The organism is Campylobacter sp. MIT 21-1684, from assembly GCF_026241315.1.
GTDB lineage: Bacteria > Campylobacterota > Campylobacteria > Campylobacterales > Campylobacteraceae > Campylobacter_D.
This window is the reverse complement of record NZ_JAPHNA010000009.1, coordinates 26,236-41,263: the sequence shown is the minus strand read 5'-3', so window position 1 is coordinate 41,263 and position 15,028 is coordinate 26,236. Positions and strand designations below refer to the sequence as shown.

Genomic DNA, 15,028 nt, shown 5'->3' with positions numbered 1-15,028 from the left:
AGCTTGTATAGTTCTGCCATTATTTTTGCTTCATTTGTCGTGTCAAGAGCAGAAGTGGCTTCATCAAGCACAAGGATTTCAGGATTTAAATACAAAGCTCTTGCTATGGCTATCCTCTGTTTTTGCCCTCCGCTAATGCTCTCATCGCTAATTCTTGTTTGCACCCCTTGTGCTAAGGTAGAGATATATTGGCTTAAGTTTGCTTGGACTAGAACTTTGTGTAATTTTTGTTCATCAATTTCATCTTCAAAGGCTATATTTTTCGCTATTGTATCATTAAAAAGACGAATATTTTGAGGAATATAGCCTATTTTTTGACGATAATTTTTAACATTTTGCAAAGTCAGTTTTTTTGCGTCAATATAAATGTCTCCAGAATTTGGTTTTAAAAGCCCTATAATTAAATCAACTAAAGTACTTTTACCACAACCACTCTCTCCTACAAAAGCAATTTTTTCACCTTTTTGAATGCATAAATTTAAATTTTGAAATAGTTTTTTTCTTCCTTGATAACCAAAGCTAATATTTTTAAGTGTGATGTGTTGTGAAAAAGAAATTTTTTCCTCCCCTAAATTTTCTTCATTTTGATGTAAATTTTCATAAATAATATCAAGACTTGAACGGTAATAAAGCAAGTCGTGATAGCTTGTGATAATACGATTAGCACTTGGAATCAAACGGTATAGAGCCAAAACAAAAATGCTTAAAGTACTTAAAAAAGTGGAAAGATCACTTTTATTTTTTAAAAGTAAAAATACAACCAAACCAACAAGCACAAAAAAACCCATAGCCTCAAGATAAATGCGTGGTAAAGCGTTGAGACTTTCATTTGTGATATTGGCTTTAGAAAAAGTTTCACTCTGTGTTTTGAAAAGCTCTACGATGCTTTTTTCTTTTGTTTTAAGTTTAATGAATTTGAGATTATGTAAATTGGTGGTAAGAATCTCAAAAAATCTCCTCATAGCTTCTTCTCTTCTTACTCCTGCTCTTTTGATATTAGGACTTAAAATTTTTACTAAAATATAAGCGTTAAGCAGCATAAATAGGCTTAAAAAAAGCGTGATTTTATAATGAATGCAGAGTAAAAAAATATAAAGTAAAAGCACAACAAAAATTTCACTCATCATAAGCAAAAATGAAGAGAGTAAAGTGGTGAAATTATATACCTCACCTGTTAAAGTTTTTAAGAGTTCAGAATTCTTTTTTTGAGTGAATTTTTCATATTCAATATGCAGAAATTTTGAAAAGAGTTTTGAAGAAATGCTATGATACCTTCCTTTTGAAAATTTGGCTAAGAGATGAAAATACAGACTGTTAAGCAAGGCTCTTAAGAGATAAAATCCTAATAAAACGAGACCAAAATATGCCAGAATCTCAAAAGCAGGGAGTTTAAGGGAATTTTGTAGCCAAAGAAGGATTTTATTTGTTTGAAAATAAGAAAAATTACTTGCTAAACTAATAAAAGGCATTATTAAAGATATGGCAAAACTCTCTATAAAAGAAATAAAAATTGAAAAAAGGAGCAGAGCAAATAAAAATCTCCTCTCTTTTTTTTCTAAGATGAAAAAAAGTTTTTTTAACAATGTTTTTCCCATTCAAAAGCACTTTTGCAGATGAGTTCAAGATCATCATATTTTGGCCTCCACGAGGTAAGAGAACGAATTTTATCTGCTTGTGAGATGAGTATGCTTGGATCTCCAGCGCGAGGAGGAGCGAACTCAACTGCAAAATCTACCCCGCTTACTTTTTTCATCGTTTCAACCACTTCTTTAACACTAAAACCGTGCCCATAACCTACATTAAAGATGGTACTCTCTCCATTTTCAAGATACTCTAAAGCCGATAAATGCGCACTTGCAATGTCATCAACATGGATAAAATCCCTCACGCAAGTGCCATCATCGGTATTATAATTATTACCAAAAATAAAAAGCTTCTCTCTCTTTCCAGCTGCAACTTCAGCTGCAACTTTTATAAGGAGAGTAGCTTTAGGGTATCTTTGTCCAAGTTTAAAATCCATACAAGCTCCAGCAACATTAAAATAACGCAAAATACAGTATTTAAATTCCGAATTCGCCATAACTGCATCAGCTAAAACATATTCACTCATCAGCTTTGAACGTCCATAAGGGTTAATTGGCGCAAGAGGACTTGTTTCACTGACTATCTTTGTTTGTGGTTCGCCATAAGTTGCTGCTGTTGAGGAAAAAATAAAACGATTAACTTTGTTTTCAAGACAAGTTTGAATGAGGTTTGAAGTGTTTGCTGTGTTATTCATATAATATTTTAAAGGATTTTGCGTACTTTCAAAAACTTCAATGCTTGCAGCAAAATGTACAACAGCATCGAATTCTTGCTCACGAAAAAGTTTTTTTACCCCTTGAAAATCGCTTAAATCCTGTTGAAAAAATTGAAATTCTCTTATTGTGCTTAAATCATCAAGAGCTTTTTTTGAACCTTTAGAAAGATTGTCTAAAACATAAAGATCGTGTTGTGTTTGTAAAAATTGCCTTAAAGTATGAGAGCCTATATAGCCTGCCCCGCCACTAATGAGAATTTTCATATTCAGCCTTTCTTAATTTTTTAATTGTAGTCTCTTTTTTTAAATGTTTCATTTATTATTTTGTTTATTTCGTTTTCACAAGTTTTTAAAAAAAACCCAACATAGTCTCTTTCTTGCTTTTTATTTTGCAAGTATTCTTTCATTAGATATAAAGAATGAGTGTAATCTTCATCATTTACATTGCCCTTCATACGTTCATATTTTAAAAAGAGTATAAAAGTATTGAGTGCATCGCTTTCGCAGTATTGATGGATTTTTTCAAATTCATTGTGATAATAAAGTTTAATGACATCACTTCCACAAATATCATATTTTCCGGGCAAATCATTAAGAGCACTAAGTAGATTAAGACTCATTCCTCGAGAACTTCCAAAACATTCAAATAAATCACAATGTTTTATTTCAGAAAAACGTGTTTTATAATTATTCCACTTATCGCTTGTTGTATCAAGATAAGCACCTGCTTTAATGCCATATTTTAAAGCCCTTAAAACAAGCAAAGGCATATCAAAATTTTTGCCATTAAAACTTACAAGTTTTGGTTCGTGTTTTTCTATAAAAGCAAAAAAATTGTCTATCATTGTTTGTTCATCGTCGCCTTCTATTTTATTGACTTTGATAAAAGAACCAAAATTATTGCTAATAACAGCACAAATACTGACTATTTTATGATAAGGGAGTGGTAAAAATTCGTTTCCATTGTGTTCTTTTTGCCATTGTATAGCTTGCAAACTTACCTCCTCATCATTGCCTTCAAAGCCAAGAGTTTTACGTATAAGTTGTGCATCTGGAATACTCTCACAATCAAAAGTACAAATATAACCTTCATTTTTCATTCAATTAAACCTTGTTTTACAGAATTTTGCTACAATCATAACAAAAAATTCACAATTACAGGTTTTAATGAAAATAGCTCTTATTCGTTTAAGTGCGCTTGGAGATATTATTCAAAGTGCTATTATTTTACAATTTATTAAAAATTTCAATAAAAATATAGAAATTCATTGGTTTGTTGATGAGAGGTTTGAAGGTCTTTTAGAGAAGCATCCATTGATAGACAAGCTGTATGCTTTACCTTTAAAAGAAAAGAGAATTTTCACTTCACTTGGGATTATTTTGAAAGCAAAAAAAAACGACTATGATGCAGTGATTGATTTGCAAGGATTAATAAAATCAGCGTTTTTAAGTAGATTGTTGGGTAAAAATACTTTTGGTTTTGATAAGAATGGTCTTAAAGAAAGCTTTGCGCATAATTTTTATAAACAAAAATTGAGTTTGCATTATAATGAAAATGTTTTTGTACGTTATCTTGCTCTTGCAGCTTTTATGCTTAATGCTCCTTTTAATGTAAAAGATTTGGTTTTAAAACAGCCGGTTTTTTCAGTTGATAGCCTTATGAAAGAAAAATTTTTACAAGAATTGCCATTAGGTAAAAAAAATGTACTCATTCATACAGGCTCAAGTCAGCAGTGCAAAATTTATCCTCAAGAAAAATTTGCAAATTTATGTAAATTGCTTTGCGAATATGATTCGCATATACAAATTTTTCTTACTTGGGGAAATGAAGGAGAAAAAGAATTTGCTCAAACTATACAACAAAGCACTTCTATGCAGAGAGTGCAAATTCTGCCATTTTTGACTTTGCAAGAACTCCTTGCTGTAACAAAAATAATGAATCTGATCATCGGTGCTGATACAGGTCCTACTCATTTAGCATTTGCAATGAATAGACCATCAATCACACTCTTTGGTTCAAGCTGGGAAAAAAGAAATTGTTTGCAAAGCGCTTTGAATAAAACTTTAAGTGCTGGAAAAAGTTTTGATTTGAAAAAAAAATATAAGCTTGATACGAAAGATTTTTGTATAACAAAGATTGATGAGAAAGAAATTTTTGTCCTTGCACGCGAACTTTTAGGATAATTTTGTGACTTTTAAAGATATTTTGTATTTGAGTGCTTACTATGCTTCAAAATTTCTTCTTGCAATGTTTAGCAAAAAGGCTCTTCTTTTTCTTTCTAAAAAAATAGCGTGGCTTGTTTTTCATCTTAATACCAAACACAGAAAAATTATTGATGTGAATTTACAGCTTTGTTTTCCACAAAAAGATGAAAGCGAAAGGAGGCAAATTGCCTTAAAAATCTATGAAAATTTTGCTCGTTTTGGACTTGATTTTTTAAGAAATCAAAATGCAACAAAGGAGCAAATTTTAGAAAAAGTGTGTATAGAAAATGAAGAAATTCTACAACACGCTTTACGTTTGAAAAAAAATATTGTCTTTATAACAGCCCATTATGGAAATTGGGAATTATGTCCCTTAGTGTATGCGGCAAAGTTTGGAGCTATTTCTGTTGTTGAAAGACCACTTGATAGTAAAATAATGAATACCATCTTAAGAAGAAATCGCACTCAATTTGATATAGAGCTTATTGACAAAAAACAAGGGGTGCGTCCTATGCTTCGTGCTTTAAATCAAAATAGAACCTTAGGACTTTTAACTGATCAAGAAGGTGGAGAAAATGAAAGTATGGAGCTTGAGTTTTTTGGAAGAAAGGTTCGGTATTTGATTGGTGGTAGTATTCTTGCAAAAAAAACAAAGGCTGTGTTAATTCCTGCTTTCATCTATCAAAACGAACAAGGAACATACACAATCAAAATTTTTGAAGCTATGGATTCAGCAGAACATAGCAAGGAAGAACTTACTCTGTATCAGGCTCAATGTTGTGAGCAAATGATACGGTTTAAACCCGATGAATACTTCTTCTTTCATAAGAGATTTAAAGCTTTTCATTTAGATTTGTATCAAAAGTAAAACTTTTTGTTTTGCATTGTAAAGATTTTAAATATCTTTGCACTCTTTGCTTTGATTTTTAAAGGTAAAAATTTGAGAATTTAAATTTTGAAATTTTGGTATAAAAGCATAACCGCTTAAAGCATCAATCACTATACAAAGCTGTCTTTTGTGTTTTGAATGCAATCTTATAACACATTCTTTACCTGTTTTGGCAAGGCTTTTGTCATAGACAGAGTTTGAAGTCCGCAAAGGCGAATACAAGCTGCCAAGCTTATCAAAGATAATTCTTGTTGTTCCAGCGCAAACTCCTTTGAATTCAACCTTCACTATCCCAAAACTTTTTTGGATATTGAATCGCTGTGTAGTTCGTTTATCGTCTTTATGTATGACCCCACTTTGACCTGAATTCATTAGTTTGTTTGTATTGAGAATATCAACAGCGATTTCTCTGTCCTTGTTGAGTATAGTTTTTCCCAAATTGGCATTGCCATCACCATTTTTGTCAAGAAAAATTGTATATGTTTGTTCATAATTTGTTGCTGCTGATTTGATGAAATATAATTGCCAACGGCTTTTATACCACTGTTTTTTCGCTACTGGGTCTTTAAGTCTTAATTCCTCTTGCATCATTGCTAAATTTCGTGTATAAAGAATATCATTGAGCAGTACTTGCGCACCTTGCATAAGGAATTCTTTAGAAAAATATTTTTCACTTAAAACAAAAACAGCACCTAAAAGAACTATAAGTAAAGTCAATTCTAGCAAACTAAAAGCTTGTTTCATTTTTTACAATTTGATACTTACTTTTATGTTTTCCAAAAGTAAGCGTGATGATTGTTGCATTTGCTTCTTGTTTTTGCGTTGAATGAAGGTTTTGAAGAAAGAAAGCATCACCTTCTTTGATACCATAAAATTCAAGTCTTTTTTGTAAATTTGGCGCAGTTTTTATTTCTGTAATTCCTCGAAGTTTTAATTCCTGACTTAATTCTTTAGCAAAATGATATTTACTAGCAAAGTGGCGGTTTGGGTTTGAGAGAACAAAATATAAAAGAGTGTTTGCAACAAGTAAAAAATAAAAAACAAGTAAAAAAATCACAGCTCCTTGAATAAAAATTTTATACCCAAAACGAAACTGTGGCAAACGTACGCGATATGACTGCATTAAAGTTTTTATAAGCAAAGGAGTACAAAGCACACAAAAAGGTAAAAAATCCTCCAAATATAATTTTTGTCTTAAGGATAATAAAGAACAAAAGAGAAAAGTAACACTCATCACAAACCAAAGCAAAGTTTTTTCTTTTTGAAAAGCTAAACGGTAGAGCACATAAAAAAAATAGAAAAAAACTAAAGGAGAAAAACAAGCAGCAAAAATTCCCAAGGTGTCCAAAAAGTATCCTCTAGGTCTTCCACCTGTATAAAAACCATATATATTGAGTGCTGCAACAAAAAGAAACAAAGAAAAAGTGAGCAGAAGAAAATCTTTTTTATACATTGCGAAGAAGAAGAAGATTAAAAACAAAATGTTGAAGGATTTGTCTATAAATAAAGACAGTATCAAAAGTCCATAAAAAAGAAATTTTTTTTCATATTCATAAGCACACAGTATGCAAAGGGCAATAAAAATGACTAAAGAGGCTTCATTTACAAGCAAAGCGCTTGCAACAGTTCCGGGAAGTAAAAGAAAAAGAAGGAGAGATAGAAGGCTGTCTCCAACTGTTTTTGTATATTTTAAGGCAAGGATATAAAGCAAAATGCAACTTAAAAAATGAAAAAACAAAAAAGGACTTCTTAAGCCAAAATCATTTTGTCCAAAGATTAAAGTGCCAAAATGTGAAAGAAAGTATAAAAGGGATTTTTCACCAAAATAAATAGCAGCTTCACCGCTGCTAATGCTCAAGGTAGAAATTCCATAGAGCAAAGCAAGTAAATCAAATGATAAAATACCAATGATACAAAGGAGCTGTTTTCGTTTTTCCATACTTTCATTGTAGCTTGTTTGCCTTAAAATAATTTTCAAGATTTGCTTGAAAACTAATTAAAGTATTTTATGCATTTTTTGTGAAAATATCTTCATCTTAAATTCCAAGTAAAAGCTTTTTATTGTATTCAAGACTCTAAAATAAATATCGGCTATTTTTTGCAATGAAGTTCCATTTTGATAATTCTTTCATCTTCACTAGCTTTTTCTTTGAAACCGAATTTTTTGTGTAAATTCAACACTGTTTTATTCTCTCTTAAAAGTTCAAGTGTTAAAGTTTGTGCAAAAGCTACATTAAAAGCATAAAAAATACCGATTTGTTCCATTATCCAACCAATTCCAAGAATATTTGAATAAACATTTCCATAAAATCCAAATTCAATACTTTTTTTATCAAAGAATTGAAAATTAATGCTGCCCAAAATCATACCATTACAACAGACGCAAAAATACACTTTCCTATTTTGTTTTTTCAGTCTTTGAATAAAAATTTTATGCTCGCTTTTGCTAATAAAATGTTGATTATAGAGATGTTGTTTGATTTTGGGACTATTTCTTAAAAAGCGCAAATATTCTTTTTTTTCTTTACAAAGTTGAGTGAAATTTTGCAAAAGAATACATAAGGTTTTTACTCTATCCCCCCCCCCGCCATCAGTGTATATCTTAAGGATAAATTTTTTCCCGTCTTTATAAAAAAATGCCGGAAAGTCTTCATTGCTCACTGTTCTTAAAAGATTAAACTGTTCGTTTATGCTTTTATAGATGTTAAGCTGACTGTCCTTTGGATTTCGCTTTTTATAAAAACTTTCTTTACCTTTTTGCTTTTTTGCTTGTAAGCTTGTATGATTTTTTAAAAAATCAAGACAAAGATCAATGGTAAAATTTGCTTGTTTGTCTCTAAGTTCTTCATACAACTCAAGTCCATTAAGATGTAAAGTTTTTTTCAGATAAATTGCACCATTATCAGCTTTTTCATCTGCTTCAAGCAAAGAGAATACAATGTCATTTTTACCTTCAATCACCTGATGAAAAAGCGGTGCCCAGCCTTTACCTTGTGGAAGATTTGAAGCGTGAATAACAATATTGTGTTTATTTCTTTGCAAAAACCGCGTATCAACGATACTGTGATATGAAAGTATAAAGACTATATCAAAACCTGAAATTTCTTTGTGTTGATAGAAAAGTCTTGCATTTGTAATAAGCTTTTGAAGCTTCTTAGCATAAGGAACAAACCATTGATTTTCAGAAGTAAGGATAGCAATTTTCATAAAGCTATCCTTAAAGAAGAATTTATTAGAGGCGAGAAATTACATTTTACAATCCCCCCCCCAAGAAGTTCTATATATAACATCTTCGTATCCTCCTTGCTGATATAAAATCCATTGTTTAGATACAAAGTAAGAGCTTTGTGATTTTCTTTAAATACACAAGCACAAAGTTTTGAGAGTTTCAAATTTTCAAAAGCATACTGTTTGATTATATCGAGTAGAATTTGTCCTTTGCCTTTTAGATGTGGGTTTGCATACAATCCAAATTCACACGAAGATTTGGTAATATTGACAAAATCGATCACTCCCATAATGTCCTTTTGTTTATATACCAAAAAATATTTTTTACTTTCATCTTGTTTGAGTTTGTGTATAAAAGATAAATGTTCTTGCAAACTAATATTTTTTGTTTTCATAAAAGTTGAAAGTTGATTGCGCCATGCCAAAACCAAATACAATTCAGCCCTGTTTAATTGTGTAAAATTTTTTAGTTTCATACTCTATACTCCACTTCCACCCCTCTTTGTTCTAGCCATAAAGCAAGTTTTTCTTGATTTTTGGCTACCATTATAGCTTTAAAGTCTGCTTGCAAAAGCAGGGCTTCATTGACTAAAGAGCTTGCAGTAATGATAAGTTTTGAACTTTGATTCATTAACAGAGCAAGATTATTGCTATTAACAAAAAGTTTTATATTTTCGCGGTGTGCCACAAATTGTTTTAACTGCTTAAGATGAGTATTTGAACTGCTTGTTGCTATGGCGATTTTTGTATTTTTTGGTAAATCTTTGGCAATTTCTTGTGAGAGGTTTTTCACATCGGTTGCTCCTAAACAGATGAAAAAATCAAAAATTTTCTCTCTTATATATTGTGCTTCATTGTAGAATTCCTCGCGTATTAAAGCATAAGAAAAACCACATCGTAGCTCACAGTTCAGAGGTACTAAACCCTCATAATCACTAGCTTTTGCGTAGGCATTGACATTAAGCAAGATGTCGCAATGGTGTGCTTTTATTTCATCATCAAAACTTAGAATTTGTATTCCTGTTTGGAGTTTGATGAGTTTTTCTTCTTGCATACCAATATCATAGTGATCAAGAATAAGAAGATCAAATTGTTTTTGCTTGATAAGCTCGATAAGCTCATAGATACTTGAATTTTGTAGTCTGAAAACAGGATAAGCGATTGTATCAATCAAAGAACCTTCTAAAGGCAAACAAGCAAAACTTACATCTTCATATTGTTTTGCTAAAATTAAATCTCTTTGAATATGTCCAAAACCTATTTTACTTGAACTGTCACTTCTAAAGAGTACTCTCATTGTGAAACCTAAAGAGCGTTTTTGCAAATTCTAAATCCTCAAAAGTATCAATATCGCACACTAAGGTTTTGGGCAATATAAAAGCGCTTGAATAAGGCTTAAAAATCATTTTTTCTTCAAGCCAAGCCTCACTTTTCCCGAAATAAAATATTCCAGCGTCGTGATATGCTTGAGTTAAATCTTGTGAGCGTTTGAAATAGGAGCTTTCATCAAACATATGTACTTTCTTTTGTTTATCTAAGTAAAAGGCTCTTTGTATAGCAAAATCAAAGTAAGTGGCTGAAAAAAGAAAAAGTGAATCATTTGCAATGAAAGTTTTAAAAGCTTCTTGCAGAAAAGAAGTCTTTAAAAGAGGTGCCGTAGCATAAAGGCAGCACACATTGTCATATTTTTTTCCTTTTGCAGCTAAAATTTCTATCGCATTTTTTATCACAGCAGAACTTGGAGTATAATCATCACTTAATTCTTTTGCTCTTGGAAGTACTTTTGCCCCAAACGCAAGAGCTACATTTTGAATCTCTTCATCATCGCTACTCACAAAAACCTCATCAAAAATTCCCGAATGTAAAGCATTTTCTATGCTGTATGCTATGAGGGGTTTGCCATAAAAATCAATGATATTTTTTTTAGGAATTCTTTTTGAACCACCTCTTGCAGGAATAATACAAAGATTTTTCATACTATTGTGTCCTTATTTGAAAAAAATATTTTAGCAAATTTTTAAGTATAATTAAAAACAAAAAAATGCAAATCAAGGAAAAAAATGTTAGTCAATAAAAGTTATAAAATCAAATCCTGCGATGATTTTGAACTTGGTATAAAAAGGGAATCAAAACTTGAATTTAAAGTATGCTATGATGATGAAAAAGAAATTGAATCTTTGCTTTTTATCATTCCCGGACTTGGTTGTGATACAAATGAAAATTATAGAGAACATTTAGCTCAATTAAGTGCAAGTGAATTGAATGTAGCCGTAGTAAGCGTAAGCTATCACTGTATAGGCAATAGACCTCAAACTGGAGCAAAGCTTGAACTTGATTACATAGATAAGTTAATTTGGAGAGAAAGTTGTAAGGCTGTTGGCTTTGATATAGATGTAGAGAAACTTATCTCTTTTGAAACTATAGCTGAAACTCTAGAAAGATTGAATGCTTTTTTATACACTCAATATACCAATTTGAATTTAAGTATAACCTTTGCGCCAACAAAAAACGAGTATCAGAATTTTGGCATAATGCAAGCGCTTGATATACTCAATGCCTTACTTTTTGTACGTAAAAACCCTCCTTTTGTCAATAGCGGGGGGGGGTATCGGTTATCTTGCTTGGAAGCTCTCACGGCGGGTATTTAGCCCATCTTTGTGCAAAAATAGCCCCTTGGCTTATCGATGGAGTGATTGATAACTCCGGATATGCAAAATTTTTATGGCGTTTGGTTGGAGTTGGCAAAGAGCTTGATTATATCAAATATCCAAGTGTTCCAAATTCTCATCTTTTTAAAAATATACGACTCTGCTTTTTTGATAAAACTTTTTGGAATCTCAATAAAGAATCGCCTTATTTTTTCTCTCAAGCGCGTAATCAAATCCGTTATATTTTAGAGCCGAGTCACCTTCAAATTCAAGCAAAATACCCAAAACCTTTCTATGTAAGCTATCATTGTCTTTATGATGATGAAATTGCTCCAGCTGATGAAAAAATAGAACTTTATAGACTTTTGAAAGAGTTGGAATTTGATGTAGAATTTACCTTAATAAACAAGGAATCTCAAGTTGATGGAAAATTTATCAAGGAATTAAGCCACGGTATGAATATGTCGATTAAAACACTTATTTTTAAAGAAGTTCCATCTATGCTGAAAAAAATCCGAACTAAACAATCTCTCCTTAAAACAGAAAAGACTATAACATATCCTTGCGATAATTTACTTTATACTTTTAAAGAAGAGGAAGATATGATGCGTTTGCAAGTTATGAGTAAGTAAATTACCGTACTTACCATTTTACTTTTTTACTAAAGTATAAGAATTTTCAAATTTACAAAAAACAAAATAAAATCCAGTAGTTTTGCTCTAAAAATATTTTAAAAGTTTGAAACTTAGAAAACTACTGACAATAACGATGCAATAAATAAGATATATTTCAAAATACCCTTGCATTATTTGTTTTACTGCGTAGTACTCTATTTTTCAATAAGACAAAATTGATTATTTGGTAAAGTTATAAAGTATTGAAGAATCTCTACAACAGCCTTTTTTTGTTTTTTCAAGTATTGAAAATAAAGTATCCACAACAAATTTTGCTTGTTTGAGATTCATTTCTTGATGGCAAGGTATGCTTATTTCAGCTTTGTAGAAATTATCTGCATTATTGTATTGCATTGTGCCAAAAAGTTTTTTATAAAGACTGAACTGATAGCTTGGTTTATAATGCACTTGTACTCCTACGCCTGCTTGGATCAATGCAGAAAAAATTTCTTCTTTATTGCAAAATAAATCCTCAAAAAGTAAGATAGGGTAAAGATGTCTTGAGCTTTTTTTATATTCTTGTATTTTTATTATTGAAAAATAAGGATTTTTATCAAACTCTTTGTCGTAAAAATTTGCAATTTCCTCTCTTTTTTGCAAATTGCCTTGAAGTTTTTGAAGTTGATTTATCCCTAATGCGCACGCTACATCGCTTAAGCGATAGTTGTAGCCAAGCTCTATACAGTCGCTATTCCAAAGCCTCTTCTTCACTATGCCGTGAGAACGAAGGAGTTTGATTCTTGCTAGAAGTTCCTCATTATTGCCCACAACAACACCACCTTCGAAAGTTGTAATGGGTTTCACAGGGTGAAAAGAAAAAACACTTAAATCTGCCTTGCTTCCAACCTTTTGACCTTTAAATTCTGCTCCTAAAGCGTGACTTGCATCATCAATTAAAGGGATATGATATGTTTTACAAAGTGCTGCAATTGTATCGATTTCTACACTATTGCCTGCAAAATCCACCACACATACCGCTGCTATATTTATACTCTCTTTTTCGAGTCTGGCTTGAAGTTTCTTTTCATCAATATTTCCATCGTTTTTAATATCTATAAATTCTACCTTAGCACCTGCCATTAAAGCTGCATTAGAAGTGGCTACAAAACTTAAGGCTGTGCAGAGTACAATTTTTCCCTCAACTTTTAAAGCCTTATACGCAAGGTGCAAGGCAGAAGTGGCAGAATTGACTACACAAGCGTATTTGACGCCTAAGTATTCACAAAGGGCTGACTCAAATTCTTCTGTCTTCTTGCCGCCAGTGAGAAATTCACTTTTCAATGCATTTATAACTGCTTCAATATCACTTGAATCAATATTTTGATGAGAATAACTTAACATTTAAAAACTTTCTGTCCGCTGTATTATTTCTAAAAGTTCATTTTCACTAGCCCAATCAGGATTGTTATCTGAACTGTAAGAAAAACCATCTTTCACTTTTTTTGCTTTATCTCCAACTGCATTGACACTAAAATCTCTGTCAATATTTGTAAAACTAATGCTTGGACTAATAGCATAATACTCCTCAAATTCAAAAGTTAAATGACTATCATCGCTTGAAATCATTATTTCGTGAAGTTTCTCTCCTGAACGAATACCTATGATTTTGTGCGCTAGTTTTGGTGCTAAAGCACGTGCCAAATCTGTTATTTTCATAGAAGGAATTTTTGGGATAAAAATTTCTCCTCCGTGCATTCTTTTAAAATTATTTAAAACGAATTTCACTCCATCTTCAAGAGAGATCCAAAAGCGCGTCATTCTTTCATCGGTAATAGGGAGCTCTTTAGCTCCTTGTGTTATAAGTTGTTTAAAAAAAGGTACAACAGAGCCGCGAGAGCCAACGACATTGCCATATCGTGTGACACTAAAACTTGTTGGATGTTTTCCTGCTATATTATTTGCAGCAATAAAGAGTTTATCACTTGCAAGTTTTGTTGCTCCGTAAAGATTAATAGGATTGCACGCTTTATCAGTCGAAAGAGCTATGCATTTTTTAACCCCATTTTCAAAACACGAATCAATAACATTTTGCGCTCCGTGTATATTTGTCTTAATGCATTCCATAGGATTATATTCTGCAATAGGAACGTGTTTCATAGCAGCAGCGTGAATGACAAAATCTACATCTCTCATAGCAGTACTCAATCTTTTTTTGTCTCTAACATCACCTATAAAATATCGCATACAAGCATTGTCGAAAACACGAGCCATTTCAAATTGTTTGAGTTCGTCTCGCGAATAAATAATGATTTTATTTGGTTTGTATTCTTTTAATAAAAGTTTCACACAACTTTTTCCAAAGCTTCCTGTGCCACCTGTAATTAAAATATTTTTGCCATTAAACATTATTTATTCCTTTATCTTTCTTGTGATAAATTCTTGTAAAGCAAGAAATATTCCAAAAATTATCACTTACTTTTAGAACTTATTTTAAAATCCGTGGCAAAGTAATACCTGTTTGAGCTTGGTATTTACCTTTTTTGTCCTTATAGGTTGTATCGCAAGATTCATCACCTTGTAAAAAAAGTACTTGAGCTATGCCTTCATTGGCATAAATTTTTGCTGGAAGTGGAGTGGTATTTGAAATTTCTATTGTAATATGTCCTTCAAAACCGGGTTCAAAAGGTGTTACATTAACGATAATTCCGCATCGTGCATAGGTACTTTTTCCCAGACAAAGTGCTAAAACATCATCAGGCATTTTGAAGTATTCAATAGTCCTTGCTAAAGCAAAGGAATTTGGAGGAACTATGCAAATATCACCGGTAAAATCAACAACATTTTCTTCGAGAAAATTTTTAGGATCGACTACGGTAGAATTGACATTTGTAAAAATTTTAAATTCTTTACCAACCCGTATGTCATATCCATAACTTGAGAGTCCATAACTTACCACTCCTGTACCTATATTAGCCTCGCAAAAGGGTTCTATCATCTTATATTCTTTTGCCATTTTTCGAATCCATTTATCAGCTTTTAATCCCATAATTGTCCTTAAAAATGAGTGTATTGTGATTGATTATAGCTGAATTTTTATATTTTGATGAAATTTTGTTTCAAAAAAATGTTTTTAAAGTAACATTTG

At 31.6% G+C, this 15,028-nt stretch carries 13 protein-coding genes and 3 pseudogenes; 3 read left to right on the top strand and 13 right to left on the bottom strand.

What is annotated here, in order from left to right:
* Window positions 1-37 precede the first annotated feature (37 nt).
* The 4 genes and pseudogenes from OQH62_RS08815 to OQH62_RS04905 form a co-directional block, all read right to left on the bottom strand.
* Window positions 38-635 (bottom strand): annotated as a pseudogene (locus OQH62_RS08815) (ATP-binding cassette domain-containing protein); the annotation flags it as partial.
* A 72-nt stretch (window positions 636-707) separates the two neighbouring features.
* A pseudogene (locus OQH62_RS08810) lies at window positions 708-1,595 on the bottom strand (ABC transporter transmembrane domain-containing protein); the annotation flags it as partial.
* Window positions 1,577-2,563, bottom strand: a complete 987-nt coding sequence (gene galE / locus OQH62_RS04910) for a UDP-glucose 4-epimerase GalE (protein WP_266014628.1) — start codon at window positions 2,561-2,563, stop codon at window positions 1,577-1,579. The pseudogene OQH62_RS08810 and the gene galE, both read right to left, overlap by 19 nt.
* 20 nt (window positions 2,564-2,583) lie before the next feature.
* Complete coding sequence (locus tag OQH62_RS04905; RefSeq protein WP_266014625.1) at window positions 2,584-3,399, bottom strand: 3'-5' exonuclease; 816 nt, start codon at window positions 3,397-3,399, stop codon at window positions 2,584-2,586.
* 67 nt (window positions 3,400-3,466) lie between these two features.
* Between OQH62_RS04905 and waaC the strand changes: the two genes are divergently transcribed.
* Both waaC and OQH62_RS04895 read left to right on the top strand, forming a co-directional pair.
* The gene (gene waaC, locus OQH62_RS04900) at window positions 3,467-4,483 is read left to right on the top strand and encodes a lipopolysaccharide heptosyltransferase I (RefSeq protein ID WP_266014623.1); all 1,017 of its coding nucleotides are present in this window, start codon (window positions 3,467-3,469) and stop codon (window positions 4,481-4,483) included.
* A 4-nt stretch (window positions 4,484-4,487) separates the two neighbouring features.
* Window positions 4,488-5,372: a lipid A biosynthesis lauroyl acyltransferase gene (locus tag OQH62_RS04895; RefSeq protein ID WP_266014619.1), complete on the top strand. Its 885-nt coding sequence runs from the start codon at window positions 4,488-4,490 to the stop codon at window positions 5,370-5,372.
* Window positions 5,373-5,399: 27 nt separating this feature from the next.
* On the opposite strand, the gene OQH62_RS04890 is transcribed toward OQH62_RS04895, so the two are convergent.
* From OQH62_RS04890 to pseF, 6 genes are all read right to left on the bottom strand, one after another.
* Complete coding sequence (locus OQH62_RS04890; RefSeq protein WP_266014616.1) at window positions 5,400-6,137, bottom strand: hypothetical protein; 738 nt, start codon at window positions 6,135-6,137, stop codon at window positions 5,400-5,402.
* Window positions 6,121-7,332, bottom strand: coding sequence for a hypothetical protein (locus OQH62_RS04885; RefSeq protein WP_266014613.1), 1,212 nt, complete (start codon window positions 7,330-7,332; stop codon window positions 6,121-6,123). The genes OQH62_RS04890 and OQH62_RS04885 overlap by 17 nt, the downstream gene beginning before the upstream one ends.
* A 152-nt stretch (window positions 7,333-7,484) precedes the next feature.
* Window positions 7,485-8,600 (bottom strand): UDP-4-amino-4,6-dideoxy-N-acetyl-beta-L-altrosamine N-acetyltransferase, encoded by a 1,116-nt coding sequence (pseH, locus tag OQH62_RS04880; RefSeq protein WP_266014610.1) that lies wholly within the window; start codon window positions 8,598-8,600, stop codon window positions 7,485-7,487.
* Window positions 8,597-9,097, bottom strand: a complete 501-nt coding sequence (gene pseH, locus OQH62_RS04875; protein ID WP_266014606.1) for a UDP-4-amino-4,6-dideoxy-N-acetyl-beta-L-altrosamine N-acetyltransferase — start codon at window positions 9,095-9,097, stop codon at window positions 8,597-8,599. Before pseH (OQH62_RS04875) ends, pseH (OQH62_RS04880) begins: the two co-directional genes overlap by 4 nt.
* Window positions 9,094-9,918 carry a UDP-2,4-diacetamido-2,4,6-trideoxy-beta-L-altropyranose hydrolase gene (pseG, locus tag OQH62_RS04870; RefSeq protein ID WP_266014603.1) on the bottom strand — a complete coding sequence of 275 codons (825 nt, stop codon included), beginning with the start codon at window positions 9,916-9,918 and terminating at the stop codon, window positions 9,094-9,096. Before pseG ends, pseH (OQH62_RS04875) begins: the two co-directional genes overlap by 4 nt.
* A complete protein-coding gene (pseF, locus tag OQH62_RS04865; RefSeq protein WP_266014600.1) occupies window positions 9,902-10,597 on the bottom strand; it encodes a pseudaminic acid cytidylyltransferase in 696 nt (231 codons plus the stop codon). Before pseF ends, pseG begins: the two co-directional genes overlap by 17 nt.
* Window positions 10,598-10,681: 84 nt before the next feature.
* On the opposite strand from pseF, the pseudogene OQH62_RS08755 reads away from it, so the two are divergent.
* Window positions 10,682-11,901, top strand: a pseudogene (locus OQH62_RS08755) (DUF2920 family protein).
* A 222-nt stretch (window positions 11,902-12,123) separates the two neighbouring features.
* On the opposite strand, the gene pseC reads toward OQH62_RS08755, so the two are convergent.
* The 3 genes from pseC to dcd all read right to left on the bottom strand — a co-directional run bounded on the left by pseC (window position 12,124) and on the right by dcd (window position 14,929).
* Window positions 12,124-13,284: a UDP-4-amino-4,6-dideoxy-N-acetyl-beta-L-altrosamine transaminase gene (gene pseC, locus OQH62_RS04855; RefSeq protein ID WP_266014595.1), complete on the bottom strand. Its 1,161-nt coding sequence runs from the start codon at window positions 13,282-13,284 to the stop codon at window positions 12,124-12,126.
* The gene (gene pseB / locus OQH62_RS04850; protein ID WP_266014592.1) at window positions 13,285-14,289 is read right to left on the bottom strand and encodes a UDP-N-acetylglucosamine 4,6-dehydratase (inverting); all 1,005 of its coding nucleotides are present in this window, start codon (window positions 14,287-14,289) and stop codon (window positions 13,285-13,287) included.
* Window positions 14,290-14,368: 79 nt separating this feature from the next.
* Entirely contained in the window at window positions 14,369-14,929 is a 561-nt protein-coding gene (dcd, locus tag OQH62_RS04845) for a dCTP deaminase (protein ID WP_266014587.1), read from the bottom strand.
* Between the last annotated feature and the right edge of the window lie 99 nt (window positions 14,930-15,028).

Excerpts from the sequence above, each read along its gene's own strand:
- pseB (WP_266014592.1), bottom strand. The coding sequence starts at position 14,289 with ATGTTTAATGGCAAAAATATTTTAATTACAGGTGGCACAGGAAGCTTT.
- OQH62_RS04885 (WP_266014613.1), bottom strand. The coding sequence starts at position 7,332 with ATGGAAAAACGAAAACAGCTCCTTTGTATCATTGGTATTTTATCATTT.
- dcd (WP_266014587.1), bottom strand. The coding sequence starts at position 14,929 with ATGGGATTAAAAGCTGATAAATGGATTCGAAAAATGGCAAAAGAATAT.
- OQH62_RS04905 (WP_266014625.1), bottom strand. The coding sequence starts at position 3,399 with ATGAAAAATGAAGGTTATATTTGTACTTTTGATTGTGAGAGTATTCCA.
- OQH62_RS04890 (WP_266014616.1), bottom strand. The coding sequence starts at position 6,137 with ATGAAACAAGCTTTTAGTTTGCTAGAATTGACTTTACTTATAGTTCTT.
- pseC (WP_266014595.1), bottom strand. The coding sequence starts at position 13,284 with ATGTTAAGTTATTCTCATCAAAATATTGATTCAAGTGATATTGAAGCA.
- pseH (WP_266014606.1), bottom strand. The coding sequence starts at position 9,097 with ATGAAACTAAAAAATTTTACACAATTAAACAGGGCTGAATTGTATTTG.
- pseG (WP_266014603.1), bottom strand. The coding sequence starts at position 9,918 with ATGAGAGTACTCTTTAGAAGTGACAGTTCAAGTAAAATAGGTTTTGGA.
- pseH (WP_266014610.1), bottom strand. The coding sequence starts at position 8,600 with ATGAAAATTGCTATCCTTACTTCTGAAAATCAATGGTTTGTTCCTTAT.
- galE (WP_266014628.1), bottom strand. The coding sequence starts at position 2,563 with ATGAAAATTCTCATTAGTGGCGGGGCAGGCTATATAGGCTCTCATACT.
- waaC (WP_266014623.1), top strand. The coding sequence starts at position 3,467 with ATGAAAATAGCTCTTATTCGTTTAAGTGCGCTTGGAGATATTATTCAA.
- pseF (WP_266014600.1), bottom strand. The coding sequence starts at position 10,597 with ATGAAAAATCTTTGTATTATTCCTGCAAGAGGTGGTTCAAAAAGAATT.